Genomic DNA, 16,113 nt, shown 5'->3' with positions numbered 1-16,113 from the left:
CAACCGGCGGCGTCAGCAGGGATGCTCCGCCGAGCCCCACGCCATGGGGCTCGGCTTTTTCATGCGCCGCAGCGGGCCGGGCGTCGCGGTGCTGTTCCCCACGCGGCCCGACTCGGTTAGAACGGGCGGGAGCCGCCCTGCCCTGTCCCCCCGCAGAAACCTCATGATCGACGACGATCCCACACGCCGCCCGGACCTGTCGTCCAATCCTTACGCCGCCCCGCAGGCGGAGGACCCCCAGCGGCCGTTCGACCCCACGTTCACCGGGGTGACGCTCAACCCGTGGGTCAGCATCTGGAACCAGCCCCGCGCGACCATCCGCCAGATCGTCGACACCGACCCGCGGTACATGGTGCTGCCGATCGCGATTGCCATGGGCGTTTCGACGGTGCTGAGCGGCGTCGCTGATTCGGTGGCCGACCCCGCGCAGCCCTTGGCCCTAACGCCGGCGGTGGCGGTGGCGATTAGCGCCGTCGCCGGCCCGATCCTCGGGCTGCTGCTGTGGCTCCTCAACTCGTGGCTGATCAGCATTACGGCCCGCTGGATTGGCGGCGTCGCGACCTTTACTGAGATGCAGGCTGCGTACGCCTGGGGAGCGGTCCCTGGCATCTTCACGCTCCCGCTCAGCCTGCTGCTCGTTATCTTGGTCGGCCAGTTTCCTGGCAGGGATTACCTCGGGCTGATCGCTATCAATGGGATCGCCGAAGGAGTGCTCGGCATCTGGTCATTTGTAGTGCTCTGCAAGTGCATCGGAGAGGTGAGCCGCTTCTCGGCCTGGAAGGGTTGGGGCGCCATCATCCTGGCGGGGTTGTTGCTGATGCTCCCGATAATCGTCGCCGGTGTCGTCGTGGTGGCGATTGTCGCTTCCCTCTAGAAAGCGGCTGCAGGCCACTGACCGTGATCATTGCCGCTGCCTGACAAGGCCGACCCGATTGGATCACCAAGACACAAGTGACACCGATCGCAGAATCGGCAACCCGTATGCATCGCCCAGGGCGGTTGATGAGAGCCGCCACGCGCCGGCCGAAGCACCGCCAGTCCACCAACTGCGGTCGCCGTGGTTGAAGATTTGGCGTTGGCCGAAGGAGACTATCCTCGAGATCGCCGAACATCGGCCAGGCTACATGACCTGGCCGCTGGCCGTAGGAATCGGAATGTGGCTGGCGGGCGGTCAGCTCGGAGACCACACGCGCCCGAAGTGGAATGGAGCTGTCTGGCTCACTCCTAGCCCTTTCGTTGTGCCGACGATACTGTCGGTTGGCGCCCTGCTGGGTGTCCCGCTCTGGTTGCTATTTGCCAGGGCCTGCGAATGGTCCGCAAGGAGGAACGGCACGCCTGCCCCAAGATCCGCGGTCCGGACGGCGTGCGCCTGGGGCGCCTTTCCGGCGGTCTTCTGCGGTCCGATCTACCTGGCCGCTGACGTCTACCGCTGGCATGGGCCGGTTGCACTGCAAGAGGCTGTTTCTGGCATCGCGCTAGTTGCAGTACTCGTCCTTACTCTCTGGGCGATTCGCGGCCTCGCCAAGGGCATTGGGGGCGTATGCAATGTAAGTGACTACCAAGCACTCGGCATCCTATCTGGGGCACTGTTGGCAATGATGTTGCTATCTGGGGCGGTCGCCCTAGCGTGGCACATCGTTGTCACCTTTCTGATCTAGCCCCTACCAACCGCTCTGGCCCCGCCACGGCCGCGTTGCTACTATCGGCCGCCCGAACCCCGAGCCGCCGGTCGCTAGCATGTTCCGCTTCGCCCCACCGCCGCAGCCCCCGCTTGCGCCGATCGCGCTGCGCGGGACCGACGCGCTGGCCGAGCACCGTCGCAACTTCCCCGATGATCCGCTCGACCTCCGCCGCGCCGACCTGACCGGGGCGTTGCTGGTGGGGGCCGACCTCCGCGGCGCCGACCTCCGCGGCGCGACCCTGGACGACGCCCGGCTGGATGGCGCCCAGTTGCACGGCGTTAAACTGAGGGACGCGTCGCTGCGGAACGCGTCGCTGGCCGGCGCGCACGGGCTGATCCCCGCCCAGCTGGCCGGGACCGACCTCACCGGCGCCGAGCTCCCCGCCGGGATCGCCACCGAACGGATGGAAGAAGCGGCCCGCTGCGGCGACGCCGCCGACTTCGCCCGCAGCATCTTCATGTGGATGGTGGGCGGCTGCGCGTTCGTGTGGCTGATGCTGATCTCCACCACCCAGCTGCAGCTGCTGACCAACGACGGCGTGGTAAACCTGCCGGTGTTCGAGGTCGACGCGCCGAGCGAGCTGTTCTTTGTGCTCGGGCCGTTCCTGGTGATCGGCGTCTACTGCTACCTGCACGTCTACCTGCAACGCATCTGGGAGACGCTCGGCGGCCTGCCGGCCGTGTTCCCCGACGGCGAGCCGATCGACCGCAAGACGCACGGCTGGATGGTCCTGGGCCTGGTCCGCTGGCAGTGGCGGCGGCTCCGCGAGCGGCCGCGGATGTTTTACTCGCAGACCCTGCTCAGCGTGCTGCTGGCCTGGGGCCTGGCGCCGATAACGGTCTACAGCGTGTGGCGGCGGTGCGCCATCCGCCACGAGTGGAACCAGTCGATCATCCAGGTCATCGCCTGCGCGGCGGTGGCGCACGTCGCGATCGGCAGCCTGCTGGCCGCCCGCGGAGCATTTACCCTCCGCACCAGTCGCCTTGCCCACGCCGCGCAGTGGGTGGTGTCGCTGGGCGTGCTCTACGGCCTGCACGCGGCGATGCAGGACACCTTCCACGGCCGGGCGGAGCTGGGCTGGTTCAACGCCAAGGTGGTGCACTACCACCCCACCGACCGCACGCCCAAGTGGGGCCGCACCAAACGCGAGCTGATGAACGAGTACCACGATCGCGCCCTCTTCCTGTCGCACGACTACCACGGCGAGCGCGACCCGGGCTTCACCCCAGAGGCCGATTCCGCGCTGGTCGACCTTACCCGGCGGTGGCGCGAAGCGTACGCCGAGTTCAGCGGACCCCTGCTCCGCGGCGCCCACCTGGAGGGCTGCTACATCGACCAGTCGGACCTCAGCTCGGCGGACCTGACCGGCAGCCGTTGGACCCGCGCGACGCTGCTCTACGCCGACCTCACGCAGGCCAACCTGCAGGGCGCAAGGTTCCATGGCGCCAACTTCAACGAGGTTTCGCTTGTCGGCGCGTCCGCCCAAAGGGCGGAGTTCACCGACGCGTCCGCCTCGGGCTTCTACGCGCTCGGCGCCGACCTCAGCGAGGCCAAGCTGCAGCGGTTCCACGCGTACGGCCCTCCGGCCGACCTCCGCAAGGCGGTGCTGGATGACGCCGACATGCACGAGTGCCAGCTCTCCAAGGCCCGGTTGCAGGGCGCCTCGCTCAAGGGCGTCGATTTGCACAGCGCTATCCTCACGCACGCCGACCTGTCCGACGCCAACCTCACAGACGCCAACCTGGCGGGCGCCGACCTCCGCGGCGCGCGTCTCAAGGGCGCCGACCTGACCGGCGCCGACCTGTCCGGGGCCCGGTTCGGCGAGCAGACCCTCCACTACAACGGCCACCGCGCGTCGCACGTCACGCTGCTGGACGACGCCAACCTGTCGGGCGCCAAGGGTCTGACCAACTCCATGCTGGCCGCCGCCACCTACAACGACGCCACCCGCTGGGACAACCGCCCCCCGGCGCTGCAGGTCGCCGACGCCGCCGCCAAGCCGGACGGCTGGGAGCCCGAGCAGCAGCAACTCCGCATGGCGAACCTCCCTCAGGCAACCTCGTCCGCCGAGCAGCACCTGCTGTTCGACCCTCCGGGCAAAGACCCCGACGAGGGCAAGCCTCTGGAGCTGTCACCGAAGCTAGACCTGCCCCAAACTCCGGTTGGCATCGCGCCCCGGGCGGACTCCTCCGACGCGGCGTCCACTGAAGTTGACTACTCGCCGGCCACCCCCGGCACGGAGTGGCCCAGCGAGGCTTGGCCCGAGTAGGGGCCGGTGTCTAGTGAAACCTGGCCGCTACGGGGATCAGCCGAGGCCGCGAACCAGGTCGACCAGCCCGTACACCACGAAGCTCACGATCGCGATGATGCTGCACCACAACGCGGCGTCGTACAGCGGCGAGGGCCGCATCGCGGGGTCCGCGTCGCGGTAGCGGAACACGATGGCGGCGTACACCACCAGCAGCAGGATGGCCGCGGTGGCGATGCCGCCCAGCACGACCATCTTGACCGGCGCCTCGTTGATCACGTAGATGCCGGCCCACAGCAGGGCGAACGCCCACGCCAGCCAGAACACCGTGCGGCGCCGCGACCGCTGGTCGCGGAAGTTGACCAGCCCGACCTGGGCGAACGCGTCGGCGTACATCCGCGTCCAGGCCGCCATGGCGCTGAACAGCGTCGAGAACAGCACCACGAACGCCCCCAGCAGGAACACCCAGTGCGCCCACGGGCCGAGGGTGTCGGTGTACATGTGGGCCAGGCTCTCGATCAGCGCGTTGCCCTGCGGGATCTTCTCTTGCGCGTTCAGCACCGCGGCGCCCAGCAGGAAGAACGCCACCGTGACCACCGTGTACGCGATCATCGAGGCGATCGCGTCGAGCGTCATCACGCGGATCCAACCCCGTGCGCGGCGGCGCCAGGCGTCAGTTTCCTCGCGAGGCCCGGCGTACGCCGCGTAGCCCTTCTCCAGCAGCCAGTAGCCGTACTGGATGATCTCGTCGCCGCCTACGCCGGTCAGGCCAAACGCGGCGAACACCACCATCGTGGCCGCCGCCGGCAGACGGAAGGAGAGCCCGCTGGCGAGATCGTCGAGCGAGATCGCGTAGTCGGTCCACTGCAGCGCCGCGACCGAGGTCAGCGTGAGCAGTGTGAACAGCACCAGCAACGCCAGCGAGCTGCGCTCGATCATCCGGTACCTCTCCAGGGACACCAGCAGCCCCACCAGCCCGGCGCTGGCCCAGCACCAAACAGCCACTTCGACCTGCGGCAGGAACAGGTTGAGCACCAGCGCCACCGCCCCCACAATGCCGGCCATCTGGGCGATCTTCAGCGGCTGCAGCAGGAACCAGCCCCAGATGGTCCAGTGAGCGCCGGCCGGCTTGGGGCCGGGCAGACGGTTGATCGACTCCAGCGGCGTGCGGCCCGATAGGATCGTGTGCCGCCCGAACTCCAGCTGCAGCGCGACCTTCACCAAACAGCTCAAGATGATCACCCACAGCACGATGAAACCCGCCGTGGCGCCGAGCGTCGTGGTGGCGATCAGCTCGCCCGACCCGACAATCGACGCCGACAGCACAAACCCCGGCCCGCAATAGGCCAGCTGCCCCAGCAGCGACTCGGGCGGCTCGCGGACCTTGTCGGGCGTCAGGGCGTACGGGTCACCATCTATGGGCATAGGGCGCGGGCTTCCAGAACAGGAACTGGACGAACGAGGCCCCTAGCTTGGCTGATCGCAACGCGAAAAGCTAGCTCGCATCGGCATTCCTACGGCAGTGGGTCGCGCCCACTCCCCAACGTGCGCCTTGCTTGCCCTCCGGACGCTACCGATGACGGCGAATGATCTCGTGGATCCCAAGCAGCGCGACCACGCAGAGCGCCGCAGCGGCCGGCTCGGGCGCCGCCGTGGGACTGAACAGGTTGCTGCCGGTGTAGTTGTCACGCCAGATGGTGAAGTCGGCCGCGTCGACGCGGCCGTCGGCGTTGCCGTCGGCGCCTCCGCCGAGGTTGAGCATCTGAGCGCCGTAGGTGTCGCGCCACTTGGCGTAGTCGTCGGCGTCGACGTCTGAGTCACCATCGTAATCGCCAGCCAGCGGGGCGAGCGCACTAGCGCTGTTGGTGCTGAAGTCCCAGATCATCTCATTCCCGGTGGGGACCTGCAGGATACGGACCTCGGGGGCCAGGATCTCGCCGACCACACGCCCGACGCCGGAGGCGTCGTGCGTGACCGCGAGGTCGGCCAGCCGGGCGTCGGTCAGCTCGTACTGGTAGATCTCGGCGCCGTCTGGCGAGGTCGTTTCGACTTCGACCATCGAGAAATCTGTGCCCCGCACCAGCGCGTCCAGCAGGACCGGCAACGACTGGTCCGCCAGCATGGAGAACCGGTTGGACATCGTCGCGGCGGTTCGCGTGCCGCCCGCGACCACGTGGAGCGAGAAGCCTGTAAGGTCTGACCAGCCCCGGCGGCCGGTATCCTTGCTCTCGCCATCGACCCCGTCGAACTTGATGTAGGCGGCCGCCTGGCAACGCTCCGCGTCCAGGGCGGCGGAAACCACCAATACCAACGCCGCCAACACAATCGTCTGGTTGCGTCTCATCGCGCTCCTCCTGCTGCTTTCGGGTGGGTTTTCGGGGGGCGAGGCGTCGGCCGCCGCGGCGTCGACGCTCCGGCAGTCTACCGGATTGCGGCGGCCCTCGCCGGCAGGCGCCACTCCACGGTCCGCCTGCATTCCTGTATTATCACAATCCCGGCGGCTAGCCCGACAAGAAAACCTCCCACCCCCCTACCCCGCTATGGCCACCAACGACCCCTTCGGCGCTCTCGACACGTTTGAAACCGGCAACGGCCCGGCCCAGTTCTACCGGCTTGGCAAGCTGGAGGAGGCCGGCCTGACCAAGGTCGCCAAGCTGCCGTACTCGATCCGCGTGCTGCTGGAGAGCGTGCTGCGGAACTGCGACGACTACGTCGTCACGCAGGACGACGTGAAGAGCCTGGCCGCCTGGTGCGACAGCAAGGGGGCCAAGGCCGTGGAGGTCCCCTTCAAGCCGGCCCGCGTGGTGCTGCAGGACTTCACCGGCGTGCCGTGCGTGGTCGACCTGGCCGCGATGCGGAGCGGCATGCAGCGTCTGGGCGGCGACCCCAACAAGATCAACCCGCTGGTGCCGGTGGACCTGGTGATCGACCACTCGGTGCAGGTCGACCACTTCCTGGGCGACGGCGCTCTGGACCTCAACATCGAGCTGGAGTTTGAACGCAACCGCGAGCGGTACGAGTTCCTCCGCTGGGGGCAGAAGGCCTTCGACAACTTCCGCGTGGTGCCGCCCGGCACCGGCATCGTGCACCAGGTGAACCTCGAGTACCTGGCCAAGTGCGTGTTCGTCAAGGACGGCGTGGCGTACCCCGACTCGCTGGTCGGCACCGACAGCCACACCACCATGATCGACGGCCTCGGCGTGGTGGGCTGGGGCGTGGGCGGCATCGAGGCCGAGGGCGTGATGCTCGGGCAGCCGATCTACATGCTGATGCCCGAGGTGGTCGGCATGAAGCTGACCGGCAAGCTGCCGGCCGGCGCCACCGCCACCGACCTGGTGCTGACCGTCACCGAGATCCTCCGCAAGGAGAAGGTGGTCGGCAAGTTTGTCGAGTTCTTCGGCGAGGGCGTCAGCAGCATGTCGCTTGCCGACCGCGCGACCATCGCCAACATGTCGCCCGAGTACGGCGCCACGATGGGCTTCTTCCCAGTCGACGACGTCACGCTCGGCTACCTCCGCCAGACCGGCCGCACCGACGATGAGATCGCCCTGGCCGAGGCCTACTGCAAGGCGAACGACCTGTTCCGCACCGACGACGCGCCCGCGCCCGAGTTCACCAAGACGGTCGAGCTGGACCTCTCGACCGTCGAGCCGAGCCTGGCCGGCCCCAAGCGCCCGCAGGACCGCATCGCGCTGTCGGACATGAAGCCGCAGTGGGAGAAGGACCTGGCGGAGGTGTACGAGAAGTCGCCCAACGGAGCGCCAGCCAGCCGCTGGGAGGGCGAGGGGGGCGGCACGCCCGACCCCGCCGGCGCCGCGCAGGCCGAGGTGGCGATCGCCGACCCCGGCTTCGACGGCGTGAACGTCGAATTCGAGGGCTGCACGTTCCCGCTGAAGCACGGCAGCGTCGCGATCGCGGCGATCACCAGCTGCACCAACACGTCCAACCCCAGCGTCATGGTGGCGGCCGGACTGGTCGCCAAGAAGGCCGCCGCGCTCGGCCTGCAGGCCAAGCCGTGGGTCAAGACCTCCATCGCCCCGGGCAGCCGCGTGGTGACCGACTACTACGCCAAGAGCGGCCTGGACAAGGAGCTCGGCAAGATCGGCTTCTACACGGTCGGCTACGGCTGCACCACCTGCATCGGCAACAGCGGGCCGCTGCCCGCGCCCATCAGCGAAGCGGTCCGCCAGCACGACCTGGTGGTCAGCGGCGTGCTGTCCGGCAACCGCAACTTCGAGGGCCGCATCAACCCGGACGTGAAAGCCAACTACCTGGCCAGCCCACCGCTGGTGGTGGCCTACGCCCTGGCCGGCAACACGGGCATAGACCTGACCAGCGAGCCGCTGGGCGAGGGCGAAAACGGCCAGCCGGTCTACCTGAAGGATGTCTGGCCCACGCACGAGGAGGTGCAGGAGGTCGTCAAGAGCTGCGTGCTGCCCGAGATGTTCCAGGACCAGTACGGCGATGTCTGGAACAAGAACCCGAAGTGGAACGCCATCGCCACCAGCGAGGGCGACCTCTACGAGTGGGACGACGCCAGCACCTACATCCAGGAGCCGCCGTTCCTGTCGAGCATCACGCCGGAGGTCAAGCCGATCGAGCCGATCGCCGGCGCCCGCTGCCTGGCGCTGATGGGCGACTCGGTCACCACCGACCACATCTCGCCCGCGGGCGCGATCGCCAAGGACTCGCCGGCCGGCAGGTTCCTGGTTGGATCGGGCGTGGACCCCAAGGACTTCAACAGCTACGGAAGCCGCCGTGGCAACGACCGCGTCATGACCCGCGGCACGTTCGCCAACATCCGCATCCGCAACCAGCTGGCCCCGGGCACCGAGGGCGGCGTCACCCGCTACCTGGGCGACGGCTCCGGCGAGGTGATGTCCATCTACGACGCCAGCATGAAGTACCAGGAGTCGGGCACGCCACTGGTGGTGCTGGCGGGCGCCGAATACGGCACCGGCAGCTCCCGCGACTGGGCCGCCAAGGGCACCTACCTGCTGGGCGTTCGGGCCGTGCTGGCCGCCAGCTTCGAGCGGATCCACCGCAGCAACCTGGTGATGATGGGCGTGCTGCCGCTGGAGTTCAAGAACGGCGAGACCTGGCAGTCGCTCGGCCTGACCGGCGAGGAGACCTTCGACATCGCCGGCCTGGACGACAACCTCAAGCCGCTGCAGGACGTTACGGTCAAGGCGGGCGACAAGTCGTTCACCATGAAGCTCCGCATCGACACCCCGGTCGAGATGGACTACTACCGCCACGGCGGCATCCTGGCCTACGTGCTGCGGAAGCTGCTGAAGGACTAGTTGGCGGCTGGAAGGCGCCAGTCTTTCAGTTCACCGGTATTGCACAGCGCCACCCGCGGCTTACGCCGCGGGTGGCGCTTGCATTTGATTACTCCCGCCCCATGAAGCTCATCCTCCCAGGCGGTAGCGGACAGGTAGGCACGGTGCTCGCCCGAGCGCTCACCGCGGGCGGGCATGAGGTGGTGGTGCTGAGCCGCCGCCCCACGCCGGCGGATTGGCGGGTGGCGCCGTGGGACGGGCAGACCGTGGGCGATTGGGCCGCCGAGCTCGACGGCGCTGGCGCAGTGATCAACCTGGCGGGGCGCAGCGTCAACTGCCGGTACAACGCCGAGCACCGACGGGAGATACTGCACTCGCGGCTCGACTCGACCCGCACGATAGGTCAGGCGATTGGGCAGAGCAGTAGCCCGCCGCGGGTCTGGCTGCAGGCCAGCACCGCGACCATCTACGCTCACCGCTACGACGCCCCGAACGACGAGGCAATCGGCATCCTAGGCGGCGACGAGCCCGGCGCGCCGGACACCTGGCGGTTCAGCATCGACGTGGCCAAGCGGTGGGAAGCGGCGGCCGAGTCGTTCGAGCTGCCCTCTACGCGGCTGGTGCTGATGCGGTCGGCCATCACGATGAGCCCCGACCGCGGGGGCGCGTTCGACGTGCTGCTCGGCCTCGTCCGCAGGGGCCTGGGCGGAACCAACGGCGACGGGCGGCAGTACGTCTCGTGGGTGCACGAGGACGACTTCGTCCGCGCGATCAACTGGCTGATGGAGCACGACGAGCTGTCTGGCGCCGTGAACATCGCGTCGCCCCACCCGCTCCCCAACGCCGAGTTCATGCGCGACCTGCGGCGGGCGTGGGGCGCGCGGGTTGGTCTGCCGAGCACCAACTGGATGCTCGAGGTCGGGGCCGTCTTCCTCCGGACCGAAACCGAGCTGGTGCTCAAGAGCCGCCGCGTCACGCCCGGGCGGCTGCTCGAATCGGGCTTTACATTCCGCTTCCCGGATTGGTCCCAAGCGGCCAACGACCTGTGCCGGCGGTGGCGGGCAGGCAACCAGTGACCCAATGCCCACGGCGCCCGCCGAGGTTCGGCTCCCCCCTTTCCTGATACGAAACGCTACGCGGAAACCGCATGCGTTGCGGTTCCCTGGCCGGCGTGGAGGCCGCCGAGTACGATGGAGGCTCGCACCGCCCTCAACTGTGAGCCTCCCCCATGCCGCGTTTGCGTCGTTGTCTGTTGTCGCTCGTGCTGCTGCTTAGCCCTGCTCTCGCGACCGCCGAGAACCCGGCTGTATGGACAATCGATGCGTCCGTGCCGCAGGGGACCACCTCGTACTCATGGACCTCGCCAACAGCTGTCGACCTCGACTTCACGAACTACTTCTTCGAGTACGAGATCACCAAGGCGAACGCGGTGACCATCATCCTGCCGATCAACATCCTTCCGCAGATCGGCGAACTCACAACCGACTCGGGAGTCGCGCCGGTGCCCTACGTGCTGATGGATGAGCACATCAACGAGACCTTCAACAACGGCCTGTTCACCTTTATGGCGGACATGCGGATCGAGATCGACGCCAGCGGCTTCGGCCATGCAAACATGACCAACATCTCGATGCCCGGCATCCTAACCAGCTTCGACTTCGCCGCAACGGTGACGGTCGAGGGGCTGCCCAATGGCGACTTCGATCTCGACTTCGACGTCGACGCCGACGACTACACCCGCTGGCGCAACGAGTACGGCAACACCGGCGAGCCGGGCGTGGGCGAATGGCACGCCGACGGCAACCTGGACGGCGTCGTGGACGCGGCCGACTACACCCTGTGGCGTGACAACCTGGGGACCGACTTCCGCCCCGATCCCGCAGTGACCGCCGCGCCCGAGCCGGCGGCGATCGCCGCGTTGGCGCTGATCGCGGCCGCGGCCGCTGGGCGGCGAACCCGCGGGTAGCCCGGCGCGGACAGCTGGGCTTCGCCGCCGGGACGCGATTCAGTACCCTGCAGGCGAAATGCTCCGATTCGACTCCTCCCAACAGCCGCGTCCCCGCAACTACCTCGCCCGCCGCGAGCAGGTGCGGCTGCTGACCATGGTCACCGCGCTGGCCCTGGTCGGGTTGATGGCGTGGCAGGTGCGGTCCGAGCGGTCCCGGGCGATCCTGGCCCATCTGTTTGGGGGCCCACCGCCGCACGCCGCTCTCCCGGCCGCCACGCAGGCCAAGGAACGGGCGGCCGAGTCCGACATCCCACCGGAAGAGTCGCGGCAGTGGCTCAACGTGGTGCAGCTCGACAGCATCCTCGACAACGCCGTGTTCCGCGACGCGGAAACCGACGCCTGGTTCGCCGTGCTCGGGCAACTGAAGGCCCACGAAGCGCCGCTCGCCGACGGCCCGGCCACCACGGTTACCTACACGCAGCTCGCCAAGCAGCCACAGGCGTACCGCGGCCGCACGGTCCGAGTGCGGGGCACGATCCAGCGGGTCGAGCCACAAACGCCCGCGGAGAACGAGCTCGGCATCGACCGCTTGTACCGCGTGATCTTCCGCCCCGAAGGTGACGAGGTGTGGCCGATCGCCGCCTATACGCTGACGCCGCCCGACGGGATTGAGCTTGGCGCCGATGTCCGTCGACCAGGGTCGGTTGTAGGCGTGTTCTTCAAGAATCTCTCGTACCAGTCTCAGGCCGGAGCGGGGACCATGCCGATCGTGCTGGCCCAGACCGTGCAGCCGGCGCCCAAACCGGTCGCGGTAGAGTCCCGACCGCCGGCGCCGATCGGTCAGCGGGACCTAATGTCGATGGCGGCCATCGCCGCCGGTATTGCGGCCCTGATCGTCATGGTGGTGCTGCGTCAGGCGAAGAAACCGGCCGCGTAGCCCGCCGACTGCGGTAGAATAAAGGCGTGCCCCGACCGCTGCTCACCCTGCTGATCCTCGCCGCCTGGCCGGCGTCTGCTGCGCGGGCGACTGACGATCCGATGTCCGCGGTGCTGGACGCGGTGGGCTGGACCAGTGAACGGCGTGCGGGGCTAGCGTCCGACCAGCCCCTGACCGCGACCGATACACGCGACCTGCTGCTGCTGGCCGATCGGCTCCAGCGCTTCGCGCCACAGATCCGAGCAGACACTGCTGCGGCGGGCAAGCAACCGCTCGACCCGGTCGAAATGCAGGTCCAGGTGATCAGCACCGAGCAGCTGCAGTCGGGCGATGGCGCCACGGCCACTCCCTACCTCCGCGTCACCGCCAACGAAGGCGATCGACCGCTAACGCTGCTCGCCAACGACGTGCCCGACGCCTGGCTGGCGCCCGGCGTTCTACCACAGCAGGCGGAGGTTGTCGGGCTGCGGATCCGTGACGGCGCCGTCGTGGCGATCGCCTGGCGCTGGCTGCCCGAAGTCGCCAGATACCCGCACGTCAATTTCGGCGAGTCGGTGCTCGCGTCGCTCGGGGTCGACGTCGGCTCGCTTGATCGGTTCGTCGACGGCGGGCGGCTGCAGGCGGTTGAGTCGGCGCCGTTCTACGCAACACTGGCCGCTATGCGCCAGATCGGCCCCCATCAGCTGGTGCGCTTCGCCCGCGGTAACCTGCCGACCTTCGCCGCGCAGTGGACCGACGACCCCGCGGCCCCGCCGCGCGAGCGGGCCCTGGCCCGCGAGGTCATGACTATTGCCGAAGAAGGCCGCTACCCGATCGCCCCCTTGTTCAACGACGCCCTCAACCAGCGTGGCGAGCTGTACCTGCTGGAAGGCGTCGCGCGGCGGGCGGTGGCGATCGAAACGGCCGCCGGCGCCGGCGCACGGAGCGTTTCCGCCGAGCATGGCGTGGACCGCTACTACGAGATCGAGCTTTTTACAGACGACTCACGCAACCTGCCGGTTGTGTTCTGCGCGCTGGAGTTGCCGCCGGGCTTTCCGCTGGGCGACAAGATCGAGGTGCCCGTGCGGGCGGCCGGGTTCTCGCTCAAGCGGTGGGGCTACCACACCCGGCGACAGAGCCCCGACGGCGGGGACAAACCGCAGCTGGCGCCGCTGCTGATCGGCCGGGCGCCGATCGTGCTGTCGGCGCCCGCCGACGCGGGGGCTGCGTGGGGCGTGATTGTCGGCTTGTCGTTCGCGGCGGCGGTTGCGGCTGTGTGGGTGGTGGTGTGGCGCGTCAACCGCAGCGACGCGGCGTTCGAGCGCGCCGTGCGGGAGCGGGCCGCGGTTCCGGCCGATCAGCTCTCAAGGCTCGGTGAATTGGACGGGCTATCAACCGACGCAGCCGACCGTCAGAATGAGGGGCCCTAGCCACGCCGACGCTACCGGCAGGCCGAGTGAGACCCCATCGACTCATGCCCGACCCCCAGCCAAGCACCAAGCCCGCCGAAGAAAAGCTGACCAGCGAGAAGCTGAACAGCTACCCCTGGTGGGCGCTGCGCATCTGGAGCGGGATGCGGGTGAGCGACTTCTGGTCGATGCTCAAATCGCACGGCTTCCGCGTTGACGCGCAGCGGATCGGCATGGCGCTGGCCATCGGACAGATGACGCCGTGGAACTCGGCGATGTATGGGCTGCAGCAGCTGATCTACAAGCGACGGATCCGCGAGACCACCATCGACCAGCCGCCCGTGTTCATCATCGGCCACTGGCGGAGCGGCACCACGCACCTGCACGAGCTGTTGTTCCGCGACACTCAGTTCGGTTCCGCGTCCACCTACCAGTGCTTCGCCCCGTGGCACTTCCTGATCAGCGAGGCGGTGCTCGGACGGCTGCTGGGCGTGCTGCTGCCCTCCAAGCGGCCGATGGACAACATGGCGACCGGCATGGCCCGGCCGCAGGAGGACGAGTTCGGTCTGGCGGTGATGGGCGCCCCGTCCACTTACTTCCGCATGGGGTTTCCAAACGACCCGGTCGAACACCTCGACACGCTCACCATGCGTGACGTTTCGCACGAGGACCGGCGGAAGTTCATCGAGGCGATCACCTTCTTCTACCGCGCGCTGACCCTCAAGCACGGCAAGCGGCTGCTGCTGAAGTCGCCCACGCACACCGGACGCATCGAGTTCCTCTCGACCATGTTCCCAGGCGCGAAGTTTGTGCACATCAGCCGGCACCCCTACGCGCTCTTCCCATCGATGCAGCGCACCTGGCGAGCGTTGTACGACGCCCAGGGCTTTCAGGTCCGCAAGGAGTACGGCCCCGAGTTCGACGAACTGGTGCACCGCACCTACGAGGCCCTGTACGACCACTACGACGAGCAGGCCGACGCGCTGCCGGCCGACCAGTACTGTGAGGTGCGCTACGAAGAGCTGGCCGCCGACCCGCTGGGGGTGGTGCAGTCGATCTACGAATCGCTTAACCTGGAGGGCTACGAAGCGATGCGGCCCGCCCTGGAAGAGTACGTTTCGTCGCTGAAGGACTACCAGCCCAACCGGCTAAAGACCCCCGAACACGCCCAGGACGAGATCGATCGCCGCTGGTCGTGGTACTTCCAGCGGTTCGGCTACGAGCCCACCTGCTAAGCCCCCTCGGCGGGCGCCCTTGCCCGCTCCCGTGTAGAATTACCGGCGCCCCGCAACCGCCAGCGTGTTTAACCCCGGGGTGGCTGCGCGCCGTCCCCGCCTGAAGAGTCTGCACCCTAGATTTCCCGTGAGGCTGATTGTGCGAACCGCTGTACGCTGCTGCTGCATTGCCCTGCTGGCTTTTCCTCTGGTGTCGACCCGCGCGACAGCCGACGTGCTCGTCACCCGCACCTTCGAGGGCCGGGTCGTCCGCATGGACGAGCTGACCGGTGAGGTGACGCCCGGCTGGGAGATCGACGCCACGATGCTGGGCGGCCTGCTGTCGGGCGTCGCGGTGAGCGACGCCGGGGTGGTGTACATCACCAGCGGCTTCACGGGGTCAATCCTGCAGTTCGACCTGGCGACCGGAGCGCCGATCAACGGGGGCTACTTCGCCCAGCTGCCGGACAACCCGCCGGCCGAAGAAGGGGGCGAACCGATCGCCGCGTCACCGGGAACGATCAAGATCGGCCCCGATGGGATGCTCTACGTTGGCGACAACGCCGGCACGCGCGTGCACCGCTACAACCCGGCCGATGGCTCGCTGGTCGACACCCCGGTCGATGGGCTGATCGGCGTCGGCGGCCTCGGCTTCCGAGCCGACGGCACGCTGCTGTCCACCAGCTTCTTCCCCGAACAGGATCAGGTCCCCGATCAGAACGCGGTGTACGTCGGCGCGGGTACGCCCCCGACAAAGCTTGTCGATGAGTCGGCGAGCACGCTGTTCGGTCCCAACGGCATGCTGGTCAACGATGACGACAGCTTCATGATCGCCGACCTCTTTAGCAACCGTATTGTGAGCTTTACGGCCGACGGGACCTACGCGGGCGACTTTGCCGCGATCCCGTTCCCCGACAGCGTCGACCTGAACAACCTCCCCACCGGCTCGTTCGGTCCGGTGAACTTTGGGTCCGACCTGGTGCGCACCCCGGAAGGCGATGTGTTGGCCGTCACGCTCGGCATCTCCAGCGTGTTCCAAGGCGCCGATCAGAACTACGGTGAGCTGCTCCGCTACGACGCCGCCGGAGATCTGGTCGAGCGAATGGCGATCGGCCAGTCGCCGCTTGGCGCGATGACGCTGGTCCCCGGACTGGTGGACGTCGCAGGCGACTACAACCGTGACGGCCTCGTGGACGAGGCCGACTACGCCGCCTGGCGCGCCGCCTACGGCCGCCGGGTCACTCCGTTCAGCAACGCCGACGGCAACGGCGACGGCCTCATCGACGCGGCCGACTACACCCTGTGGCGGGACAACGCCGCGGCGGGCGTCGCCTTGAGTGCAGCGCCCGAGCCCGCCGCGTTCGTCCTGCTGGCCGCCGCCGTGGCCGGCGCCGCCCTCCCCCGCCGCCGGTAG

At 68.2% G+C, this 16,113-nt stretch carries 12 protein-coding genes; 10 read left to right on the top strand and 2 right to left on the bottom strand.

The annotated features are described in order from the left end of the window. Positions 1-43: 43 nt before the first annotated feature. The 3 genes from KOR34_RS22970 to KOR34_RS22965 all read left to right on the top strand — a co-directional run bounded on the left by KOR34_RS22970 (position 44) and on the right by KOR34_RS22965 (position 3,951). Positions 44-874 carry a Yip1 family protein gene (locus tag KOR34_RS22970; RefSeq protein ID WP_146568463.1) on the top strand — a complete coding sequence of 277 codons (831 nt, stop codon included), beginning with the start codon at positions 44-46 and terminating at the stop codon, positions 872-874. Beyond that, the gene (locus tag KOR34_RS27605) at positions 840-1,658 is read left to right on the top strand and encodes a Yip1 family protein (protein WP_390620803.1); all 819 of its coding nucleotides are present in this window, start codon (positions 840-842) and stop codon (positions 1,656-1,658) included. Before KOR34_RS22970 ends, KOR34_RS27605 begins: the two co-directional genes overlap by 35 nt. 79 nt (positions 1,659-1,737) lie before the next feature. Continuing rightward, positions 1,738-3,951, top strand: coding sequence for a pentapeptide repeat-containing protein (locus tag KOR34_RS22965; protein ID WP_146568462.1), 2,214 nt, complete (start codon positions 1,738-1,740; stop codon positions 3,949-3,951). 36 nt (positions 3,952-3,987) lie between these two features. On the opposite strand, the gene KOR34_RS22960 is transcribed toward KOR34_RS22965, so the two are convergent. Then, positions 3,988-5,355 carry an Nramp family divalent metal transporter gene (locus KOR34_RS22960; RefSeq protein WP_197531681.1) on the bottom strand — a complete coding sequence of 456 codons (1,368 nt, stop codon included), beginning with the start codon at positions 5,353-5,355 and terminating at the stop codon, positions 3,988-3,990. Positions 5,356-5,500: 145 nt separating this feature from the next. Next, positions 5,501-6,274: a type VI secretion system tube protein Hcp gene (locus KOR34_RS22955; protein ID WP_197531680.1), complete on the bottom strand. Its 774-nt coding sequence runs from the start codon at positions 6,272-6,274 to the stop codon at positions 5,501-5,503. A 196-nt stretch (positions 6,275-6,470) separates the two neighbouring features. Here KOR34_RS22955 and acnA point away from each other — a divergent pair, with 196 nt between their 5' ends. The 7 genes from acnA (at position 6,471) to KOR34_RS22920 (ending at position 16,113) form a co-directional block, all read left to right on the top strand. Then, positions 6,471-9,233, top strand: coding sequence for an aconitate hydratase AcnA (gene acnA / locus KOR34_RS22950; RefSeq protein ID WP_146568460.1), 2,763 nt, complete (start codon positions 6,471-6,473; stop codon positions 9,231-9,233). Positions 9,234-9,334: 101 nt separating this feature from the next. Further along, a complete protein-coding gene (locus KOR34_RS22945; RefSeq protein WP_146568459.1) occupies positions 9,335-10,288 on the top strand; it encodes a TIGR01777 family oxidoreductase in 954 nt (317 codons plus the stop codon). A 152-nt stretch (positions 10,289-10,440) separates the two neighbouring features. Next, positions 10,441-11,178, top strand: coding sequence for a hypothetical protein (locus KOR34_RS22940; RefSeq protein WP_146568458.1), 738 nt, complete (start codon positions 10,441-10,443; stop codon positions 11,176-11,178). Positions 11,179-11,236: 58 nt separating this feature from the next. Continuing rightward, the gene (locus tag KOR34_RS22935; RefSeq protein ID WP_146568457.1) at positions 11,237-12,097 is read left to right on the top strand and encodes a hypothetical protein; all 861 of its coding nucleotides are present in this window, start codon (positions 11,237-11,239) and stop codon (positions 12,095-12,097) included. 26 nt (positions 12,098-12,123) lie between these two features. Then, a complete protein-coding gene (locus KOR34_RS22930; RefSeq protein ID WP_146568456.1) occupies positions 12,124-13,506 on the top strand; it encodes a hypothetical protein in 1,383 nt (460 codons plus the stop codon). Positions 13,507-13,550: 44 nt separating this feature from the next. Next, a complete protein-coding gene (locus KOR34_RS22925) occupies positions 13,551-14,720 on the top strand; it encodes a sulfotransferase family protein (RefSeq protein ID WP_146568455.1) in 1,170 nt (389 codons plus the stop codon). Between the two features lie 139 nt (positions 14,721-14,859). Then, entirely contained in the window at positions 14,860-16,113 is a 1,254-nt protein-coding gene (locus tag KOR34_RS22920) for a hypothetical protein (RefSeq protein ID WP_146568454.1), read from the top strand.

The sequence above is a fragment of the Posidoniimonas corsicana genome (assembly GCF_007859765.1).
Classification (GTDB): Bacteria; Planctomycetota; Planctomycetia; order Pirellulales; family Lacipirellulaceae; genus Posidoniimonas; species Posidoniimonas corsicana.
This window is presented reverse-complemented; position numbering and strand designations above follow the sequence as displayed.